14 protein-coding genes are annotated in these 19842 nt (G+C 71.2%); 9 read left to right on the forward strand and 5 right to left on the reverse strand.

Annotated elements, in window-relative coordinates; translation table 11 throughout:
- Positions 1-39: 39 nt before the first annotated feature.
- A complete protein-coding gene (locus tag ACJX2R_RS09765; protein ID WP_262698637.1) occupies positions 40-681 on the reverse strand; it encodes a GntR family transcriptional regulator in 642 nt (213 codons plus the stop codon).
- A gap of 287 nt (positions 682-968) precedes the next feature.
- Here ACJX2R_RS09765 and ACJX2R_RS09770 point away from each other — a divergent pair, with 287 nt between their 5' ends.
- Together ACJX2R_RS09770 and ACJX2R_RS09775 are read left to right on the forward strand one after the other, a co-directional pair.
- Positions 969-2534 carry an AbgT family transporter gene (locus tag ACJX2R_RS09770; RefSeq protein ID WP_413099721.1) on the forward strand — a complete coding sequence of 522 codons (1566 nt, stop codon included), beginning with the start codon at positions 969-971 and terminating at the stop codon, positions 2532-2534.
- Positions 2535-2617: 83 nt separating this feature from the next.
- A complete protein-coding gene (locus tag ACJX2R_RS09775; RefSeq protein ID WP_413099722.1) occupies positions 2618-3697 on the forward strand; it encodes an NAD/NADP octopine/nopaline dehydrogenase family protein in 1080 nt (359 codons plus the stop codon).
- A gap of 67 nt (positions 3698-3764) precedes the next feature.
- Here the strand turns inward: ACJX2R_RS09775 and ACJX2R_RS09780 are convergent, their stop codons facing one another.
- A complete protein-coding gene (locus tag ACJX2R_RS09780) occupies positions 3765-4880 on the reverse strand; it encodes a M24 family metallopeptidase (RefSeq protein ID WP_413099723.1) in 1116 nt (371 codons plus the stop codon).
- 689 nt (positions 4881-5569) lie between these two features.
- On the opposite strand from ACJX2R_RS09780, the gene ACJX2R_RS09785 reads away from it, so the two are divergent.
- From ACJX2R_RS09785 to ACJX2R_RS09810, 6 genes are read left to right on the forward strand one after another with little or no spacing between them, the layout of a single operon-like run.
- On the forward strand, positions 5570-7048 hold the full coding sequence (locus ACJX2R_RS09785) for an acyltransferase domain-containing protein (RefSeq protein ID WP_413099724.1): 1479 nt from the start codon (positions 5570-5572) through the stop codon (positions 7046-7048).
- Positions 7049-7050: 2 nt separating this feature from the next.
- Positions 7051-13083, forward strand: coding sequence for an SDR family oxidoreductase (locus ACJX2R_RS09790; RefSeq protein WP_413099725.1), 6033 nt, complete (start codon positions 7051-7053; stop codon positions 13081-13083).
- 17 nt (positions 13084-13100) lie between these two features.
- A complete protein-coding gene (locus ACJX2R_RS09795) occupies positions 13101-14129 on the forward strand; it encodes a 3-oxoacyl-[acyl-carrier-protein] synthase III C-terminal domain-containing protein (RefSeq protein WP_413099726.1) in 1029 nt (342 codons plus the stop codon).
- On the forward strand, positions 14126-15619 hold the full coding sequence (locus ACJX2R_RS09800; RefSeq protein WP_413099727.1) for a cytochrome P450: 1494 nt from the start codon (positions 14126-14128) through the stop codon (positions 15617-15619). The genes ACJX2R_RS09795 and ACJX2R_RS09800 overlap by 4 nt, the downstream gene beginning before the upstream one ends.
- On the forward strand, positions 15616-16725 hold the full coding sequence (locus ACJX2R_RS09805; RefSeq protein WP_413099728.1) for a Rieske 2Fe-2S domain-containing protein: 1110 nt from the start codon (positions 15616-15618) through the stop codon (positions 16723-16725). Before ACJX2R_RS09800 ends, ACJX2R_RS09805 begins: the two co-directional genes overlap by 4 nt.
- Before the next feature lie 34 nt (positions 16726-16759).
- Positions 16760-17053, forward strand: a complete 294-nt coding sequence (locus ACJX2R_RS09810) for an acyl carrier protein (protein WP_413099729.1) — start codon at positions 16760-16762, stop codon at positions 17051-17053.
- Positions 17054-17147: 94 nt separating this feature from the next.
- Here ACJX2R_RS09810 and ACJX2R_RS09815 read toward each other — a convergent pair whose 3' ends face one another.
- Genes ACJX2R_RS09815 through nthB form a run of 3 tightly spaced genes read right to left on the reverse strand, consistent with a single transcriptional unit; the run spans position 17148 to position 18819 of the window.
- Positions 17148-17552: a nitrile hydratase accessory protein gene (locus ACJX2R_RS09815; protein ID WP_413099730.1), complete on the reverse strand. Its 405-nt coding sequence runs from the start codon at positions 17550-17552 to the stop codon at positions 17148-17150.
- Positions 17549-18151: a nitrile hydratase subunit alpha gene (nthA, locus tag ACJX2R_RS09820; protein ID WP_413099731.1), complete on the reverse strand. Its 603-nt coding sequence runs from the start codon at positions 18149-18151 to the stop codon at positions 17549-17551. The genes ACJX2R_RS09815 and nthA overlap by 4 nt, the downstream gene beginning before the upstream one ends.
- Positions 18148-18819, reverse strand: a complete 672-nt coding sequence (nthB, locus tag ACJX2R_RS09825) for a nitrile hydratase subunit beta (RefSeq protein ID WP_413099732.1) — start codon at positions 18817-18819, stop codon at positions 18148-18150. Before nthB ends, nthA begins: the two co-directional genes overlap by 4 nt.
- A 92-nt stretch (positions 18820-18911) precedes the next feature.
- Here nthB and ACJX2R_RS09830 point away from each other — a divergent pair, with 92 nt between their 5' ends.
- A complete protein-coding gene (locus ACJX2R_RS09830) occupies positions 18912-19802 on the forward strand; it encodes an NAD-dependent protein deacetylase (RefSeq protein WP_413099733.1) in 891 nt (296 codons plus the stop codon).
- Positions 19803-19842 lie beyond the last annotated feature (40 nt).

The following is a 19842-nucleotide window of genomic DNA, read 5'->3' on the forward strand; positions in this document are numbered from 1 at the left end:
GGCCGACCGGCCAGTCACGGGCCCGGACCGCGAATCCCGCTACCCCGCCGGGGTCTCGTTCCCACCGGACAGCAGGGTGTCCAGCATGTACTGGCGCGAGCGCTCGATGCCTTCGAGGGCGACCTGCCTGATCTCGTCCTCCGAGCCCCTCCGGATCGTCTCCACCAACCGCCCATGGTTGACGCTTGTGTAAGGGGGCCGGCCGAGTTCACCCCGGAGGTTGAGGAAGCGCTCGATCTCTTCGTGCAGCGTGTTGATCATTGGAATCATCAGCGACACGCGCGCGACTTCGGCGATCGCCACGTGCAGCAGCCGGTTCGCCTCGTTCAGGTCCGGACGTGAGGCGTTCGCCGCCACGGTCGCCGCGCTGAGCGCGTCCAGGCGGTCGAGATCCTCGGCGCCGGCCCGCTGCGAGGCGAGCACGGCCGCTTCCGGTTCCAGGAGCCGCCGCAGGCGGTAGGTGTCCTGGAGGTCGCCCAGGTCCGTCGGCTTGACGAAGGTGCCGCGCCGCGGGACGACGACGACAAGGCCTTCCCTGCGCAGCGCGTTGATGGCTTCGCGCACCGGGGTCTTGCTCATGCCGTAGCGCTCGGCGAGCCACGCTTCGATGATGACGTCGCCGGGGCGGAGGCGGCATCGGATGATGTCGCGCTTGAGGGACGCGTACGCCTGCTGCGCCATCGACGATCCCGAACTCACAGCACAGCTCCTCTTCGAGCACCCGTGTGGCGGCCCTCGTCATCCGGCGACCACCTGCGCGAAGACCTGTTGACATCCTTCTTCCGCAGCGTATCATCCCTGTGAAATATCACAGGGATTGCACGAGTGCCGTCCCCGGACGAGACCCGACTCGTGCTGAACGGAAGCGGAACCCTCCCCGCGAGCCGCCAGAGCCGCGTTCACCGCCGACCCGATAAGGCCCCCAGATGACGCAACTTCGAAGCAGCAGTCCGACCGTGGATGGCTCCATGAACCGGTTGTTCCGGGCTCTCAGCGCCCTGGAACGCGCGGGAAACAGGCTTCCCCATCCGTTCTGGCTCTTCTGGATCTTCGTGGCACTGCTCGGTGTGGTCAGTGCCGTACTCGCCGGGGTGGGCGTGTCCGTCACCCTGCCGTCGACGGGTGACTCCGTCGCCGTCAAGAGCCTGCTCTCGCTTCAGGGAGCCAAGTTCGCCGCGGAGTCCGCGCTGGACAACTTCGCCGGGTTCGCGCCGCTGTCGGTCGTGGTGGTGGTTCTTCTCGGCGTCAGCGTCACCGAGAGGAGCGGCCTTCTCACCGCGCTTCTCCGTGTCACGATCGGCCGTCTGCCCGTTCGGTGGCTGACCTTCTCCATCGCGTTCGGCTCCATGATCGCGCACGTCATGAGCGACTCGGCCTACATCGTGATGATCCCGCTGGGAGCCCTGGCCTTCAGGACCGTGGGCCGCAGCCCGGTGCTCGGCCTGATGGTCGCCTACGCGTCGACGGCCATCGGCTTCAACGCCAGCCCGCTGGTGACCCCGGCCGACGCGGTCAGATCGTCCCTGGCGGCCGAGGCCGCGCACACCGTCGATCCGGACTACGTCATCACTCCGGTGGCCACCTACTTCTTCACCGCGGTCTCATCGGTGTTCCTCGCCGCCGTCATCGCCCTCACGGTCGACCGCGTCCTGGCCCGACGGCCGGAGTTCGTGCCCACGCCCGAGGACGACGCGGCCACCGACAGGCTCTTCAACACCACCGTCCACGGCGAGCCACCCCAGCACGGCGGACCGGCCGGCGGGGCCCCCTCCTCATTCACGCTGAGCGCCGTCGAGAAGCGCGCCATGCGGCTGTCCGGCGCGGTGCTCCTGCTCTACGTCCTGGCGGTCTCCGCGCTCCTGCTGCCGGGATCCCCGTTCCGCGGCGAGGGCGGCAGCGTCGTCCAATCCGTGGTCGTGGTGAACATCGCCGTATTCATCTCGCTGCTGTTCGCGATCCTCGGCATCGTCTACGGCAGGCAGGTGGGCACGATCCCCTCACTGTCGGCCGTCCCCAACGCCATGGCCGACGGGGTGAAGTCCTTCGTCCCCGTGATCGTGCTGTTCTTCGTGGTCTCGCAGTTCCTCGCGTACTTCACCTGGACCGGCATCAGCAACGTGATCACCGTCGAGGGCGCCCGGCTCCTGAAGTCCCTGGACGCGCCCCACCTCATCATCCTGCTCGTGATCATCCTGGCCATCAGCGGACTGAACATCATCATCAGCAGCGGTTCGGCGATGTGGTCCATCCTCGCCCCCGTCGTGGTCCCCCTGGCGATGTACATCGGGCTCTCCCCCCAGGCGGCGATGGTCTCCTTCATGATCGGGGACTCGGTCACCAACACCACGCCCATGAACGCCTACTTCGTCCTGGCCCTGGGATTCCTCCAGCAGTTCCGGAAGGGCGCGGGCATCGGGACCATGCTGTCCTTCACGGTCCCCGTGGCGCTCGCCGTACTCGTCTCGTGGTCGTCCTTCTTCGCCCTCTGGTACGCGCTGGGAATCCCACTCGGCCCAGGAGTGCCCGTCAGATGACGCCACCACCACTTCAGCACTCGCACGGCTCGGCACCGCCGGGCCCACTCCCCCACCACTTCGACACGGAAGAGTCACTCACCATGGGCAGCATCGCCATCATCGGCGCGGGCAACGTCGGCCAGGCCATCGCCGGCCATATGTCCTTCAAGGGACACGACGTACGGATCTTCGACCGGTGGGGCCGCGATCTTGAACCGATCAAGGCCAACGACGGCATCGACATGACCGGAGACGTGGAGGGCCATGGCACGCCCTCGGTGCTGACGACCGAACTCGGGCAGGCCGTCGGCGGCGCCGAGGTGGTCATCGTCGCCGCGCCCGCCTTCGCCCACGCCTACCTGTCCCGGGAACTCGCGTCCGTCCTCGAACCGGACCAGGTCGTGCTGTTCCAGCCGGGCGTGCTCGGCAGCGGCGTCGAGCTCGCGCGCGAGTTCACGCTCGCCGGCCGGCGGCCCTGCCTCATCGCCGAGACGCCGACCAGCCTGTACACCTGCCGGCTGCGCCGACCCGCGCACGTCTACATCGGGGCGATCAAGCACGCCGTGCCGCTGGCCGCCGTACCCAGCCTGGACACGCCACGGGCCCTGGACATCCTGCGGACGTACTTCGGCGACCGGTACGTACCGGGCGAGGACACGCTGACCGTCGGGCTCAACAACTGCAACCCCATCTACCACGTTCCGCCGGCGGTGCTGAACTTCAAGACGGTCGAGGACGCCGACCGCCACCCGCTGCACACCCTGGTGACACCGCGCATCGCCGAGGTCATCGACGCCCTCGACCGCGAACGCCTCGCCCTGGCGGACGCCCTCGGAGTGAAGGCGGCCAGCTTCTGGGACTTCCTCAACACCGCCTACGAGGTGACCGAGGGCAGCTTCGTCGAGCGCATCGTGCGGGGCTACGGCCGTCAGGGATTCCCCGAGCCCGACTCGGTCAAGCACCGGTACTTCACCGAGGACATCCCCTTCGGGCTGGTCACCTGGAGTTCGCTGGCCGCGCAGATCGGACTCCCCGTGCCCCTGACCGACTCGTTCGTCGCCCTGGGCACGGCCCTGTGCGGACAGGACTTCATGGCCGGCGGCCGCACGGCACGGACGCTGGGCCTGCTCGGCTCCGACGTCGACGGCATCCGCGCCGCGTTCATCGACGGCGCGGTGTAGGGCCGCCCGCCGCCCCGGAAGGCATCGCGCCTTCTGGGGCAGCGGCCCCGGACACGGCCCTCGATCGTCAGGGCAGTACGACCAGTTCACGGCTGGTGCGGTTGAGCCGCTCCCCGCCGTCGTCGGTGCAGATGACGATGTCCTCGATGCGGGCTCCGAACCGGTCGGGAAGATAGATGCCCGGCTCCACGGAGAAGGCCATACCAGGCTCCAACGGCAGGGCGGAGCCCGCCACGATGTAGGGCTCCTCGTGCGTTTCCAGCCCGATGCCATGACCGGTGCGGTGGATGAAGTGCGGCCCGAAGCCCGCGTCCGTGATGACGTCCCGGCCGATCGCGTCCAGCTGCTCGGCGGTGATACCGGGCCGCACCGCATCGGTCTGGGCACGCTGGGCGGTCAGCAGCACCTCGTACAGCCGTCGGTACTCCGCGGGTGGCTCGCCGACGACGTAATCGCGGGTGGAGTCGGAGCAGTAGCCGTCCTCCGTGGTCCCGCCGATGTCGACCACCACCGGGTCACCGGGCAGGATCACCCGGTCCGACAGCTCATGGTGGGGACTGGCACTGTGCGGTCCGGAGCCGACGATGACGAAGTCGGCCCGCACATGGCCCTCGGTCACGATGGCGTCCGCGATGTCCCGGCCGACCTCGCGTTCGGTGCGCCCGGCGCGCAGCCACTCGCCCATGCGGGCGTGCACCCGGTCGATGGCCGCCCCCGCCCGGCGCAGCGCCTCGGCCTCGGCCTCGGTCTTGCGGATCCGCAGCCGGCCGAGCACCTCTCCGGCGAGTGCCTGGTCGGCGTCGGGCAGCGCGGCACGGAAGGCGACGACCTTCTCGGCCCACATGTGGTTGTCGACGCCGACCCGGGCCGTACCGGCGGGCAGCCTGGCCGCGACGAGGGCGTACGGGTCCTCGGTCTCGGCCCATCCGGTGATCTCGATCCCGAGGTTCCCCGCCGGGGAGGCGAGCGCGGCAGGCCGCTCCAACTCCGGCACCAGGAGGAAGGGTTCGCCGTCCACGGGGAGCACAAGACAGGTGAGCCGCTCCAGGGGAAGGGCGTGGTACCCCGTCAGATAGCGCAGGTCGGCGCCGGGGCTGATCAACAGCGCACCCAGACCCGCGTCGGCGGCGGCCTCGCGGGCGCGCGCCAGACGGTCGGCGGGGTAGAGATCGGTGAGGATCACGGGAAGTTCTCCATCCTGGTGTCGGGCCGGGCTGAGCTAGCGGGCCAGACCATCCTCGACTGGACAGGGGCCTCCGGCGACATCATTTTCGTCCGCTTGGCACACTTTTTTAAATCCGGCCGGAGCACTAACAGCTAAAGAACTGATTGGCGCACACAAGCACTCGGTCTCGGCCAAACCGGTTCACCGACAGGTGGTCGAAATCCCGGATGTATCACGCTTAAACATCTCAATCACCTTGAATCAAAACGGACACCGCGGACATCGGCACCATAACCGGCCCGGCGCGGCTAACACGAGGCCTTGCCGAGCGACAAGACCGCAATCGCCATCCGGCACCACGTAATTCACTAGTCATGAACGTGATCAGTTTAGGCCGAAACTGAGACCCTGAGCTCGTTGACCCCCCGAAAGGAGCGCAGTTACCTTAATCAGCGAACCCGATCGACAAGGAAATCCCTCTTCGGGGTCGCGCATTTGCGGGAATGGCCACCAACAATGGGTGGCCAGGGTCGAATTTCACTGGACTCGCCGCTCCGATGTACCGCAGCAAGCGGACGTATGCGGACGCATGTCGTCGTTTTCATCGCGCCGTCGTGGCGTTTCAGGGCCCCGGCTAAGCCAATGCAACATCGCCGGCAGTCGGGACGGAGATAAGGGTGATGCACGTGGTGGATTCTGTCTTTGTCATGCCGGGAACGGTTGCCGCCCCGCGCGGAGGCATCCTGTGCGATCTGCACAACCGTTACGAGGCGGTACGTGAAACGCTGTCCCGCATCGACAAGGCGGCCCAGGAAATGGGGCTGCCCAACATCAGTGCCCGGCTTATCGAACAGAACGAGACGAGCGACCGGCACGGCCCCGAGGTGCAATATCTGGAGATCTTCGCGGTCAGCATCGCGACGCACCACATGCTGATCGCCGAGGGCGCCAAGCCCATCGCGATCGTCGGGCAGAGCATCGGGGAGCTGTGGGCCCTGGCCGCCGCGGGGCATCTGTCCGTGGAGGACGCCGCGCGTCTGGCCGTGGCCCGGTCCCAGGTGCTGACCCGGCAGAGCTGGGACGGAAAGATGCTCGCGGTCGGAGTGGACGGCCGCCGGGCGGAGTCGCTCGCCGAGCTGATCAACCATCCCCACCTGGTACTGGCCTGCGAGAACGCCCCCCGGCAGAGCGTCATCAGCGGCCCCGAAGCGTTGATCGAGCATGTGGAGCGGGTAGCCGACGCGCTCGGCTGGCCGAGTCTCCAACTCGACGTTCCCCATCCGACCCACACTCCGGCGATGGCGCAGGCCGCGCGAGACCTGCGGGAATCCGCGCCACGGGTTCCGTACGGCGCCGGGCGCTGGCGGGTGTGCTCGCCATGGCTAGGGCGGGATGTCGGCGACGACGACCCGGTCGACCTGGTCGCCGGCGCGCTCACCTCCCGGGTCCGGATGCTGCACACCATCCGTGAGCTGCACGCGGCCGGCGCCGACGCCTTCGTCGAGTGCGGGGAGTGGCCCGTCGTCACCAAGTTCGTCGAGGCCTCGATCCCCGGGGTGCAGTGTGTCGTCCCGCTGAGCGAGAGCGACCCGGTCGAGGCCGTCCGGGCGCTGGTCGCCGAGTCCACCGGCATTGGCCCGTTCCGCTCGCGCTTGGCGGCCCCGTCGAGCAACGGGCATGGTCCCGTCGTGCGGGTGGATGAGCCCGCGCCGGCCGGGCCGGTCGCGACACTCCCCGTCACGGATCCGCCGGTACGGACCGCGGTGTCCGCGCCACCGGCGGCCCCGGTGTCCTATGTGGCCCCCGTCTCCGCCCCGGTCCCCGCGGCTCCCCCGGTTCCGGCTCCCCCGGTCGCTCCGGCCGCGGTCGCCCCGGCCGTCGTCGCCCCGGCCGCGGCCGCGCCGGTCGCCTCGCCGTCGTCCGCCGGATCTGACTACGAGACGGTGCTGGCAGAGTTGCGGACGCTCTACGGCGACTTCCTGGGCTACCCGCCCGATCTGCTCGGTGAGGACGACGGCCTGGAGGCCGAGCTGGGTGTGGAGTCGCTCAAGCAGGTCGCCCTGCTCGGGATGGTGGCCGACCGGTACGACCTGCCCGATCTGCGGACGAATTCCTCGCTGCTGACCGTGGGCACGCTGCGCCGGATCGCGGAGGCCGTCGTCCAGGCCCGAGCGGGGGCTGCCTGACGATGACCTCCACGGAGAACCTGCGAGGCCGGGTCGCCCTGGTGACCGGGGCCGCGAAGAGCCTCGGCGCGGACATCGTGCGCCGCTTGGCGGGGAGCGGGGCCCACGTGATCGTCAACTACTTCCACTCGGTCGAACAGGCCAAGCAGCTGCGGGCGGAGCTGGAGCAGGCCGGTCACAGCTGCGAGTTCATCCGCGCCTCAGTGGCCAAGACCAGCGAGATCGACCGGATGTTCGACCTGGTCCAGGAGCGCCACGGCGGCCTGGACATTCTGATCAACAACGCCGCGGGCGGGGCCTTCCTGCCGCTGTTCGACATCGATGACACGTACTGGCAGCGGGCGTGGTCCACCAACGTGATGGCGGCCTACCACTGTTCGCGCCGGGCGGCCGAGCTGATGGCGGGACGGGACGGCGCGAGCATCCTCTGTCTCTCCAGCGTCGGGGCGCACCAGCCGGTTCAGGGTTACGGCCCCGGCGGTGTCACCAAGGCGGCCCTGGAGTCGCTGGTCCGCTATCTGGCACTCGAGCTGGTCGGCCAGGGCATCCGGGTCAACACGGTGCTGCTGGGCTCCGTCGCCAGCGAGATCGTCGTCAACCTCGACGCCCCGGCGGCGACGCCAGGCGGCCCGGCCGAGGCCAGCGAGCTGATGAGCCGTACCCTCTCGACGCCGGAGGCGGCCAAGTTGATCGTCCACCTCCTGCACGAGGACGCCGGATTCATCACCGGGCAGACCATCGTCGCGGACGGCGGCATCAGCATCGGCGGGATGCAGGGCCTGCGGCTGCACAGCAGGCTGGCGGACCAGGTGAGCAGGCCCGCCAGACGCCAACCGGCGGCTGCCCGCCCAGCAGCGGCACCAGCACCAGCACCCGCACCCGCGTCGGCACCCGCGTCGCCACCGGTGGCGGCCCCAGCACGGGGCCAAGCGCCAGAGCAACCGCCAGACCCGGCACCGGCCCCAGCACCCGGCCGAGCACCGGAGGCGGACCCCGAAGCCGTCGCGGTGGTCGGTCTCGGTCTGGTCCTGCCCGGCGCGAACAACACGGCGGAGTTCTGGGACCGGTTACGGGAGGGCGCCCTGCTCTCCAGCGAGCCGTCCGCCTTCGACCTCAAGCACTTCTGGGCGCCCACCCGGGAGGAGACCGACGCCTTCTACGTTCGCGAGGCCGCGTACGTCCACGGCTTCGTCCCCGACCCCGCCTCGACCGCCGAACCGGACGGGAACGCCGGCCACCCCGGGTGGCCGCGTACCACTCGCTGGCTGCGGCACTGCGCCGTCCAGGCCCTGGCGGGGGTACACCGGCGCCCGACGGACCGCTGGCTCGCCGCGACCACCGGTATCCACGACCAGACGGGGCTCGGCCCCCAGGGTGTCGTGCTGGGCGACGAGTACCGGCGCATGGTGCGCGAGGCGATCCCCGCCGATCAGGACGGTGACTGGCTGGCCGAGCTGGCCGACCACGCGATCAGCGCGCACTACGGTGGCGACGGCGGGGACCCGAAGGCCTACCTGCCCGCGTCCGTCTCCCGCGACGCGCTGCGCGGGCTGATCCCCGGCGACTCGCAGCACCTGACCCTCGACGCGGCCTGTGCCAGCGGGTTGTTCGCTCTGGACGCGGCGGTCAAGGCGCTGCGCGAGGGTTCCTGCGATGTGGCGCTGGCCGGTGGCACCTCGGTGATCGAGCCGATCGGGTTCACCCTCTTCTGCCGGGCCCAGGGCATCTCGATGAGCGGCAAGGTACGCCCCTTCGACAAGGCGGCGGACGGAACCCTCATCGGTGAGGGCTCCATCATGCTCACCCTGAAGCCGTACGCGCGGGCGGTGGCGGACGGCGACCGGGTGCTCGGTGTCATCCGGGGCACCGGTCTGGCCGCCGACGGCCGGGGGAAGGGCATTCACGCCCCGGCCACGCGCGGGCAGGAACTGGCGATCGCCCGTGCCTGGGCCGACGCGGGCGTCGAGGCCGACGATGTGGACTGGGTGGTGGCCCACGGCACCGGCACACCGGTGGGCGACGAGATCGAACTGCGCTCGCTGCTCTCCCGGTTGGGGCCGCGGGACCGGGCGTGCCTGCTGACATCGAACAAGCAGGTCTTCGGGCACACCGGTGTGCTGGCGGGCCTGGTCTCGGTCGCGCACGCGCTGGTCGCCCTCGACCGCGGGGCGGTCCCCGGTCAACCCGTGGTCACCGATCCGCATCCGCTGCTGGAGGACGGCACACGGCTGACCGTACCGGTCAGGGACGCGCCCTGGCCGGCGGACGACGCACGGCCGCGCGTGGTGGGGGTCTCGTCGTTCGGCCTCGGAGGGGCGGACGCGCACGTGGTCCTGTCCGACCGCGTACCACCGGCCGCCCCCGCGCGGCGGCGGGGCGGACACGCCCCCGCGGACACGGAGCGACTGGTCGTCGTGGGCTGGAACACCCATCTGCCCGGCCTGGACACCGCCCAGGTGCCCGCCTGGCTGAGTGGTGACGGCCCGCTCCCGGAGGCCGGGTTCGGTGTGCCGTACCCCCTGCCGTCCCCGCGTGAGGTGCGCATTCCGCCGCTGACGATGCGGCACATGGACCCCGCCCACCTGATGATGCTCCAGGCCCTCGGCCCGCTGCTGGACCAGCTCGGCGAGCCGGGCGTCGCCCTGCGGCCCACCACGGCGGTGGTCGTGGGAGCGACGCTGCCGACCACGCACAACACCCGGGCCGCGCTGCGGGTGCACGCAGGCGAGTGCGCCACCACCTTCGACATCCTGCCCGACCCGGTGCGGGCGCAGTCGCTCAAGGAGTACCTGGCGAAGGGGATGGCGGAGGCCAAGGGGGTGATCCCCGGCGATCTGAACGAGGACGACTTCACCGGGGCGGTCTCCTGCATCCTGTCGGGCCGGGCCGCCAACTACTACGACTTCCGGGGCATGGGCACCAGCGTCTACGCCCACCGGGACTCCGCGCACACAGCCCTCGACCTGGCGCTGCGTCAGCTCCGGCACCGCGCCTGCGATCTCGCCCTCGTCGGCGCGGTGTGCCAGCGGCCCATCAGCGGCTGGGACCGCCACCTCGACGATCTGGTGCCGGAGGGCCGGTCCATCGCGGAAGGCGCCGCCGTCCTGGCGGTCACCCGGCTCTCCACCGCGCTGGAGCACGGCCTGCCCGTCCTGGGTTCGCTCTCCACCGCGGTCGACGCCGCCGATCCCGGCCCCACGGCCGCGCCCGGGCACGCCCTTCCCGTACTGGCCGACGCCGGACACACCTATCTGTCGCTGGACGCCCTGCTGGCCGTCCTCAAGGCCGTCTCCACCGGAGCGGACACCGTCGTGATGCCCGCCGCCGCCGGATCACCGCTGATCCGGTTCACCCGGCCCGGGGGTACCGCACACGCCGAACCGGACCGGGCCGTACGCGCCGAAGCGGAACCCACCGCGCCCGACCCGGCCGGGCCGGAGCACACCGAGGACTTCACCGGCCGCCGCCAGACCCTCCGATTCGTCCCGACGACCGCACCGCGGAACGGCTCGGCCACGCGACCGATCGCGCCGGGCACCATCGTCATCACCGACGCCCCGGATCTCGCCGAGGCCGCCACCGGCCCGGACATCGCCGTCTGGTCGCCGCGGCCGGGCCTCGGAGCCGCCACCCACGTCCCGCCCGAGGAGGCGCCCGGAGCCCTGGCCGGCCTGCCGTTCATCCCGCGCCACATCCGGGTCCTGTCCCGGCTGCCCGTCCTGGACGACGGATGCGACGACGAACGCGACGACGGCGGCGACGGGAGCGCCGACGCCGAGGCCACCCGGCTGGAGGACCTTCAGGACCTCACCTTCACCACGCTCCAGGCGGCGCTGCCCGCGCTGCGCACCGGCGGCTCGCTCGGCGCGCTCCTGCTCGGCGCGGTGCCGGACGATCTGCCGCCCCCGCTGAGCGGGCTGTTCACCGGCCTCGTCCGCTCCGTACGGGCCGAGGTCCCGCAGTGCGGCGGGGTGACCCTGCTCAGCGACGCGCCGGACGCCGCGACCGCGCTGGAGCAGCTGGCACGGGCGGGCAGCGCCCAGGTGCCGACCCACACACTGGCCTGCCGCGGGGGCGACTGGTTCACCCTGGCCGTCGCCGGCGACCACGCTCCACCGCCCCCGGCGGGAGCCGCCTCGCTGCCGCCCGGCGCGGTCGTGGTCGCCTTCGGCGGCGCCCGGGGCATCACCCCCGAGCTCCTTCACGCGATCGCCCGCACCAGCGACCGGCCGCATGTGTACGTCATCGGCCGCACCCCACTGCCGGAGACCGACGAGGCGCTGCCGCCGCAGGCCGAGTTCATCGCCGCCGAACACCGCCGACGCCCCGGCGCGTCGGTGGGTGAGCTGCGCGCCGCCTACGAGAAGGCCCAGGCGCGCCTGGAGGTACGCCGTACGGTCCGCCGGCTGACGGAACTGTGCGGCCGGGACCGGGTCCACCACCGCGTATGCGACGTCCTCGACGCCGAGGCCACCACCGCCGTCCTCCATGAGGTCGTCGACCGGCACGGACAGATCGACCTGCTCATCAACACCGTCCTCGATCTGCGGTCGCGGGCGCTGCACGCCAAGACCCTGACCGATTTCCGGGCGGTCCGGGCCACCAAGGCGACCGGTTACCGCAACCTCAAACGGGCCCTGGCCGGGCGTCCGCCCCGGATCTGGTGCAACTTCAGCACCCTGGCGACGCTCGCTCCCGCGCCCGGCGACATCGACTACTGCGCCGTCAACGAGTACCTGGCGTACGCGAGCGCCTGGGCCCAGCGGCACGGGCCGGTGGGCCACCGGGAGTTGGCGATCCTCTGGAGCGGCTGGCGGGAGGTCGGCGTCGCCAGCAGCGTCACCATGCGGGAGACCCTCAAACGCAACCAGATGGACGCCTACATCAGCACCGAGCAGGGATGCGCGCAGTTCCTCTCCGCCGTGACCCGGCCACCGGCCGGCGGGGTGGCGTTCTTCATCCGGGAGGACGAACGCGTCCTGCTGGCCCGGCGCGGGATCAGCACCCACGGTCCGGGTGGGATCGGCGCCTACGGTTCCTCCGGCGAGCCGCGGATCCCCGCCCCGGACGAGCCACCGCCCGCCCCGCCGGATCCGTCGCTGACCAGTCCGCTGCTCGACGGTGTGCTGCACCGTGGCAAGAGCTGGGCCGTCTTCACCAAGACCTGGGATCCGCGCACGCTGGCCGAGCGGGACGGCCGGTGGATGCGTCACCACCGGGTCAACGGTGAGTACACGCTGGCCGGTACGTTCACCCTCGAAGCCGCGGCCGCCGCGGCCGGGGCCCTCTGCCCCGACCTCGTGGTCACCGGGTTCCGCGGTCTCGTCTGCCGGACGTCGATCACGGTCAGGCTCGCCGGACCGCGGCGCACCGTCGCGGTGGAGGCCCGGGTCACGAGCCGGAGGCGCGACGGAGCCGAGGTGGCCGTCAGGATGACGGCGCACCGGATCGGCAAGAACGGCAAGGTGCTGCGCTTCAACGACCTGCTGTGCGAGACGACGGTCGTGCTGGCGGATCGCCACCCCGTGCTCGCCGGACCGCCCGACTTCTCGTCCCACGACCCCGAACCCGACTTCGCGATGCCGGTCTACTCCCCCGATCCGCCGATCTCGCTCACCGGCCCGTTCGCCGGCACCAGGGATTACGCCCGCGGGCCGGACGGCAACAGCGCCAGGTTCGCCCTGGACCACGCCGCCTGGGCCCCGGCCCTGGCGGGGATGACCGTACCGGCGATCCTGCTGGACGCGATGGTGCACCTGTTGCTGCTGCCACCGCGCGGTGACCACCCGCCCCTGGTCGGCCCGATGGCCGGCCTCGACACGGTCGAGCTCGCCGGGCCGGGCAACGACTGTCTGCTCAGCGCGGAGCACCCGGCCATCCGGCTGCACTGCGACTACGCCACCGGGGACCTGACCGCCGTGGCCGGTCACGGCAAGGTGCTGGCCCGTATCACCGGGGTCACCGCACACGCCCTGGACCACAGCGGAGAGCTGGTCCGGCCCCGCGCCCGCGTTCCCCAGTCGCCCCTTTCGTGACAGCAGAGGAGACAGCAGTGTTGTGGCAGGACATCACGATCGCCGGGACCGGCGCGTGGATACCCCCCATCAGGCCCGAACAGGAGCCGCGGGGCGGACCGGGCGCCGGGCAGCCCTCCATGATGGCGCTCAACGGCTTTACCTCGGCCGCCGTCTCGAAGGACGACACGGCCACGCAGATGGCGGCACGGGCCGGTCTCAAGGCACTGCGCCACGCGGACGTGCCCAGTGGCTCCCTGAGTCTCCTCGTGCACGCCGGCTTCCAGGACGGGGACCACTACACGCCCTCGGCCTATCTGATGCGGGTGCTCGGGGGAAGGGACACCGCCGGGATCGAGGTCGGTGCCGCCAGCGACGGCGGGGCCGCCGCGCTCGTCGCCGCGGCCGACCACCTGGCCGCCCGGCCGGACGCGATGGCCGCGCTGGTCACGACCGGTGCCCGGTTCCCGAACGAACGGTGGGGCTATTCCCGGGAGTTGGGCTATGTGGCCGGTGACGCCGGGGCCGCCGCCGTCCTCACCCGGGGGACGGGCTTCGCCCGCCTGGTGGCGACCGCCCATGTCACGGAGTCGCGGCTGGAGGCGCAGACCCGGGCCAGGGATGGCCATACCGGTGTCGCCCGGCGGTCCCCCGTCGAGGAGACCGGGTTCATGCCCCATATCGACGTGCTTCAGCGGGCCACCCACCGCTGTATCGAGACCGTCCTCGACGAGGCCGACGTGAAACCGGCGGACATCGCGCATGTGGTGCCCATCGCGATCGGGTCGGTCGTGCTCGACATGCTGCTCACCGGCTCACCGCTCGGCCTCCGTGCCGACGACACCAGCTGGACCTACGGCCGGCACATCGGCCACGCGGGCCCGTCCGACGTCCTGCTCGCCCTCGACCGGACGTTCCGCTCCGGCACGCTGCGGGCCGGGGAACGCGTCCTCGTCGTGAGTTTCGGGGTCGGCTTCCGCTGGACCACCGCGCTGTTCGAGGTCACCCGCGATCCCGTCGCCACGGCACCGGCCGGCCGCTCACACACAGAAGGAGGTCGTTCATGACGGACACGAGTACGGCGACCGCCGCGTCGGTGCCGCTGGCTCCGCGGGCCCTGCCGCTGCTGGGCCACGCACTGCCGCTGCTCCGCGATCCGCTGGCGTTCATCATGTCCCTGTCCGGGTACCGCGAGATGGTCCGCGTCCGGCTGGGCCCGAGCACCGCCATGCTGATCTGCGATCCGGACCTGACCCGGCAGGTGTTCCTGAACGACCGTGTCTTCGACAAGGGCGGCCCGATCTACGACCGGATCCGCGAGGTCATCGGCGACGGGCTGTCCACCTGCCCGTACCCCCTGCACCGGCGGCAGCGGCGGCTGTGCCAGCCGTCGTTCCACCCCACCCGGCTCGCCGGGTACGGGGCGGTGTTCGCCCGGGCGGCCGAGGTGAAGGCGGCATCGTGGCGCGACGGCGACGTCCTCGACATCACCCAGGAAATGATGACGCTGACGACGCGCGCCACCATGGAGACGATGTTCAGCGGCTCGCTGCCGGCGGAGACCATGCGGCGGGCCCTCGCCGACACCTCCACCATCGTGACCGCGTTCTTCCGCCGGATGATGACACCGGCCCTGCTGCGCCGGGTGCCGACTCCGCGCAAGCGGCGGTACGACCAGGCCCGTAACCGGCTGTCGGCCACCATCGCGGAGATCATCGCCGAGCGGCGTGCCGATCCGACCGACCATGCCGACCTGCTCTCCACGCTGGTCGGGGCGGTCGACGAGGAGAGCCGGGACGGCCAGAAGCAACTGAGCGACACCGAACTTGCGGACGAGGCCCTCACGTTCTTCCTCGGCGGGATGGAGACCACGGCCATCACCCTGGCCTGGGCGACGCATCTGCTCGCCACGAACCCGGACGTCCAGCACCGGCTCCGGGCCGAGACCCATCAGGTCCTGGCCGGTGGCAAGGTCGATCCCGCGCATCTGCCCTCGCTCGACCTGGCCGCCCGGGTGGTGACCGAGACACTGCGGCTGTATCCGCCCGCCTGGATGATGACCCGCGCGGTCCGGCAGGACACCGAACTCGGCGGGGTGCGGCTCAAGGGCGGCAGCACCATCGTGCTCAGCCCGTACCTCCTGCACCGCCGGCCCGACCTCTATCCCGAGCCCGACCGGTTCGACCCGGACCGCTGGGCCGGCGGGCAGCCCGACCGGGCCGCCTACATCCCGTTCGGCGCCGGGGCGCGCAAGTGCATCGGGGACCAGTTCGCGCTCACCGAGGCCATCCTGGCCCTCACCGCCATCGTCGCCCGCTGGGAGCTGACCCCCGTCGGCGACCAGCCGTTCCGGCCCAAGGTGGAGACCAGCCTGAGTTCGCGCGGGCTGCGCCTGCGGATCAGTGAGCGGCGGACGAGCGGCACCGGTGACGCCGAACTGCACGCGGCCACGCCGCGGTCCACATCGGCCCAGCCGGCCACGCCCGCCCAGCCATCCACGCCGCCGGGCACCGGCGGCTGCCCGGTGAGGCATGAGGAGTCAGGAGTGATGCCGTGAAGCCTCACCTGAAGCCCCTGGTGAAGCAGCTCCTCAACGCCCGGAGGGTCAGCCTGCCCGGCGCGGCCCCGGCCGACAGCCTGCGGGCTCCTTCCCTCCCTTACCCGAACGGCTGGTTCTGCCTGGCCTTCGCCGACGAGGTGCGCCCCGGATCCGTCACCACCCGTCCGCTCGCGGGCACGGAGGTCGTCCTCTACCGGACGGCCAAAGGCGTACTGCGGGCCGTCCGGCCCCGGTGCCCGCATCTGGGAGCGCATCTCGGGGTCGGCGGATCGGTCGAGGGCGAGGACATCGTCTGCCCCTTCCACCGGTTCGCGTTCGGCCCGGACGGCACCTGTGTGCGCACGGGTTACGACAAACCGCCGCCGAAGGCGTCGCTTGCGCAGTACCCGGTGTGCGAGGCCAACGGCTCGATCTACGTGTGGTGGCACGCCCTCGGCCTGCCCCCGCGGTGGGAGGTGCCGGTCTTCCCCATGGACGACCGGCAGCCGTACAGCCACGACACCTTCGACATCGCCGGTCACCCGCAGGACGTCATCGAGAACGCCTTCGACTGGGGTCATCTCCCGGCGTTGCACGGTCTCAAGGGTCTCGACATCGAGGGCACTCCGGTGGCCGGGGAACCGATCAGCACCGTCACCGCGACCGCCCGCGGCACCATGATGCGCGGGTTCCGCCAGTCCTACACGCTCACGGTGATCGGACTGGCCACCATCGCGGCGCGCACGGTCCTGCCCCGGGGTGCGGGCACCCTCCATGTGATGCTCCACGCGACCCCTGCCGGCCCGGGACGCGTCCAGCTCCGGTTCGGTACGAAGCTGGAGCTGAACGGCGTCCCCGGCCTGCCCGGGCCGGTGGGGCGCGCGGCGGCCGTGCCCGTCGCCCGACTGCTCAGCGCCGTACTCCAGCGGGTGGCGAGCGTCGACACCGGCGCGGACCTGCTGATGTGGCACTACCAGGAGCATGTCGAGCACCCGAAGCTCGCCAAGGGCGACGGCCCGATCGGCCGGTACCGGCAGTGGGCGCAGCAGTTCTACACGGAACCCACGGGCGATCTCGCGCCACCGCGGCCTCCCCGGGCCGGCGCGGGCCGCACGGAGGAGTGACCACCGGGCTCTACGAGTACGAGGGAGAACAGGTATGACCACGTCATCCGACCAGCCGGTGCCACCGGAATCCAGCGCCGTCCAGACGGAGATGCTGGGGTTCCTGGCGAAGCGTACGGGGACGACCTGGGCGACCGACGCGGACGTCTTCGGCTCCGGTGGACTGTCCTCGCTCTTCGCCATGGAGCTAGTGGTGCATCTGGAGAAGTCGTACGGCATCGCCATCCGCGGCGCCGACCTGCGGATGGAGAACTTCCGCACCGTGCGGCGGATGGCCGCGCTGGTCGAACGGCTCCGGCAGCCCACCCCCGGCGGCTCCGGTGCGTGAGCCCGTCGCCGCGGCGGCGGACCGGGGTGGAGCAGCCGGACAACGGCGAGTTCACCGCCCGGTCCTGGTCACGACGCTCACCGACCGCTTGGGATCACACGGTGCGGTGGGTGTGCTGCCGCTCGAGAAACACCGAGGGTCGCTCGGACACATGGTCGTGGTCGTCCCGGTGGTCATGGCCCGGGTGACGTCGCGCCAGGGCGTGGGTGCGTGCGCTCACTTCGTCCGTGGCCACGACGCGCAGGCCGACGAGCACGTCCTCCAGGGCGGCCAGCCAGAGCCGGTAGTAGTGAAACGGCTCGTCCCGTGTCGGAGCGGTCTCCCGGGCCGCGATCCGGGCGATCAGCGCGGCCTGGAACCGCGGCCAGGGGAACGCGCCCGCCTCGTACAGGCTGACGGCCATGGCGAAGGCACGGCCCTCCCAGGGCTCGGCGAACACCAACTCGCCGTTGGAGCGCGGCGGTGCGGCCGGGCCCTCGATGTCCAGCGGCGCGGTCATAGCGCCATCACCTTGGCCACGCCGACCATCGCGTCCCGGGTCACCAGCGGCACGAGTTCTTCCTCGGACAGGTGCTCGGTGCCGGCCGGACGCTCGGGCAGTACGAACCAGCGCACCTCACTGGTGGAGTCGTGGACGGTAATCCGCACGTCGTCGTCGAGTTCGAGTCCCATCTCGGACAGCACCGTACGGGGCTCCTTCACCACGCGGGCGCGGTAGGCGGGGTCCTTGTACCAGCTCGGCGGCAGGCCGAGCACCGGCCACGGGTAGCACGAGCACAGGGTGCACACCACCACGTTGTGGGTGGTCGCGGTGTTCTCCACGACGACGATGTGCTCGCCCTGCGCCCCCGAGAAGCCGAGCTCCTTGATGGCCGCCGTGCCGTCGTCGAGCAGCCGCCGCCGGTACTCCGGGTCGGTCCAGGCCCTGGCGACGACCTTGGCGCCGTTGAGCGGGCCCACCTTGGTCTCGTAGGTGGTGATCACCCCGTCCAGCACCTTCGGGTCGATCAGGCCGCGCTCGGTGAGCAGTTGCTCCAGTGCCTCGGTGCGCAGGGCCGCGGGAAGGGTCTCGCCCGCCCCGTCGTTGGTGGCGGTCATGAGGTGGTCTCCAGGTAGCTCTCGAACAGCTCAGCGGTGAGCGCGAAGGGTTCGGTGTCGGCGCCCCACAGCTCGCGTGAGTCGAATCGCACCGAATAGACGTACTGCGGATGCTCGCCCTGGAAGTGGGCGTTGGTGTCCGGCAGCACGAAGGCGGGCTGGATGAGCTCGACAGTGCCGGTGTGTCCCCGTAGATAGCCCGGCAGCCGGGTGTGCCCGGGCACCGGCACGGCACTGGCCCGTACCCGCTCGCCGACGGCGAAGGCGGGGGCGGTGGCCACGGAGCGCAGCGAGCCCTCGGCGGTCGGCGCGTAGTCGGGTACCGCGGGCTCGGGGACCGGTGGCTCCGCCAGGTGTTCGCCCCGCAGGTTGCGGGCTCGGGCGTCGACGGCACCCGGCGCCAGGATGGCACTGTCGGTGAGCATCAGCTCCGCGCCGTTGAGCCATCGCCCGTAGTAGCCGTCGTTCAGGTAGGCGGCTCGGTCCAGACGCTCGAGCGCGTGCCGGAAGGCGTCCAGGTTGACGCCGCCGTACGCGATGCGGCCGGAGAGAGTCGCCAGCGCGAATGCCCGGCTCTGCCAGGGCTCCTCGAAGACCGGCTCATCACGCCTCGGCGGCTGAACGGAACCCCATCCCGGGGTACCGCCCATATCGGCAATCCCCTCCACGACATCACCCCCTGAATAGGGACATAATGGACTAGATGGCCCAAATCGTATACGCCAGGTGTCATCCGTGTCGCGTTCCGTACGCTGGCGGCATGCGCATGCGCCCCACTTTGAGCTGGACCCCCGCCGAAGACCTGCCGCCGGGCAGCACGGATCTGGAACCGGTCGCCGACGCGCTGCGCACCGGCGGTGTGCTGGTGCTCAGCGGGGCGGGCATCTCCACGGAGTCGGGCATCCCCGACTACCGGGGCGTGGGCGGGAGCCTGAGCCGGCACACCCCGATGACCTACCAGGACTTCACGGCCGACGCCCGGGCCCGGCGCCGGTACTGGGCTCGCAGCCACCTCGGCTGGCGCACCTTCGGCCGCGCCCGCCCCAACGCCGGGCACCGGGCCGTGGCCGCGTTCGCGCGGCACGGCCTGCTCTCGGGCGTGATCACCCAGAACGTCGACGGTCTGCACCAGGCGGCCGGCAGCGAGGGCGTCGTGGAACTCCACGGCAGCCTGGACCGGGTCGTCTGCCTCTCCTGCGGCGCCTTCAGCCCGCGCCGCGAACTCGCCCGGCGGCTGGCGGAGGCCAATGCGGGCTTCGCGCCGGTGGCCGCCGGAATCAACCCGGACGGCGACGCCGACCTCACCGACGAACAGGTCGGGGACTTCCGCGTGGTGCCCTGTACGGTCTGCGGCGGCATCCTCAAACCGGACGTGGTGTTCTTCGGCGAAGCCGTTCCGCCGAAGCGGGTCGAGCACTGCCGCGAGCTGGTCCGTGAGGCGGCCTCGCTGCTGGTCCTGGGATCCTCACTGACGGTGATGTCCGGGCTCCGGTTCGTCCGCCAGGCGGCCCGGGCCGAAAAGCCGGTACTGATCGTCAACCTGGACCCGACCCGGGGCGACCGGCACGCCGTCACCCGGGTCGCGCTCCCGCTGGGAACGGCCCTCACCGCCGTGGCCGACCGGCTGGGTGTCCCCGGGGCGGCGCGGTAGCCGGAGCCGTGGTCCTTCCCTCACGGCCGCGGTCCGGATT

The organism is Streptomyces sp. Inha503 (assembly GCF_047215865.1).
Lineage (GTDB): Bacteria > Actinomycetota > Actinomycetes > Streptomycetales > Streptomycetaceae > Streptomyces > Streptomyces lycopersici.

Bases quoted from the DNA above. Each gene is read 5' to 3' on its own strand.
- ACJX2R_RS09785 (WP_413099724.1), top strand. From the start codon at position 5,570: ATGCCGGGAACGGTTGCCGCCCCGCGCGGAGGCATCCTGTGCGATCTG.
- ACJX2R_RS09815 (WP_413099730.1), bottom strand. From the start codon at position 17,552: ATGACCGCGCCGCTGGACATCGAGGGCCCGGCCGCACCGCCGCGCTCC.
- ACJX2R_RS09800 (WP_413099727.1), top strand. From the start codon at position 14,126: ATGACGGACACGAGTACGGCGACCGCCGCGTCGGTGCCGCTGGCTCCG.
- nthA (WP_413099731.1), bottom strand. From the start codon at position 18,151: ATGACCGCCACCAACGACGGGGCGGGCGAGACCCTTCCCGCGGCCCTG.
- ACJX2R_RS09770 (WP_413099721.1), top strand. From the start codon at position 969: ATGAACCGGTTGTTCCGGGCTCTCAGCGCCCTGGAACGCGCGGGAAAC.
- ACJX2R_RS09790 (WP_413099725.1), top strand. From the start codon at position 7,051: ATGACCTCCACGGAGAACCTGCGAGGCCGGGTCGCCCTGGTGACCGGG.
- ACJX2R_RS09810 (WP_413099729.1), top strand. From the start codon at position 16,760: ATGACCACGTCATCCGACCAGCCGGTGCCACCGGAATCCAGCGCCGTC.
- ACJX2R_RS09830 (WP_413099733.1), top strand. From the start codon at position 18,912: ATGCGCATGCGCCCCACTTTGAGCTGGACCCCCGCCGAAGACCTGCCG.
- ACJX2R_RS09765 (WP_262698637.1), bottom strand. From the start codon at position 681: ATGGCGCAGCAGGCGTACGCGTCCCTCAAGCGCGACATCATCCGATGC.
- ACJX2R_RS09775 (WP_413099722.1), top strand. From the start codon at position 2,618: ATGGGCAGCATCGCCATCATCGGCGCGGGCAACGTCGGCCAGGCCATC.